General features: G+C 57.8%; 1 protein-coding gene. It reads left to right on the top strand.

The genetic code is table 11. The features are described 5' to 3' along the window. Window positions 1-315, top strand: a 315-nt coding sequence (locus QN413_RS27195) for a hypothetical protein (protein WP_323499657.1), incomplete at both ends; no start/stop codon positions are given.

Raw genomic sequence — 315 nt, 5'->3', positions numbered from 1 at the left:
CGCGCTGCAGCAAGGCCGCTACATCCTGGGGGCGTCGCCATGGGTGCTGTACCTATCCTTGGCACTTTCAATGTGGTCGGTGTTTTTTGCGTTCGACAGGGCACCAAAAGCAGCACCGCTCGTGGCCGTCGCTTTTGTCGGCATCTGTTTCGGGATCAGCGCTTTGCTGCTGGGCCTGTTCCGCCTCTGGATACCGCCCTCGTTTTTCGTGTTGGAAATCGTGCCTGCCTATTTGCTGTGGAGCTGGCAAAACATGCACGGTGTCCTCGGCTTTTTGAAGGAGAACATCATTGCGCTGAGTGTGCTGCCGGACGG

The organism is Variovorax sp. LG9.2, assembly GCF_035018885.1.
Lineage (GTDB): Bacteria > Pseudomonadota > Gammaproteobacteria > Burkholderiales > Burkholderiaceae_C > Variovorax.
The sequence above is the reverse complement of the archived record's forward strand: the minus strand, read 5'-3'. Positions and strand labels throughout refer to the sequence as shown.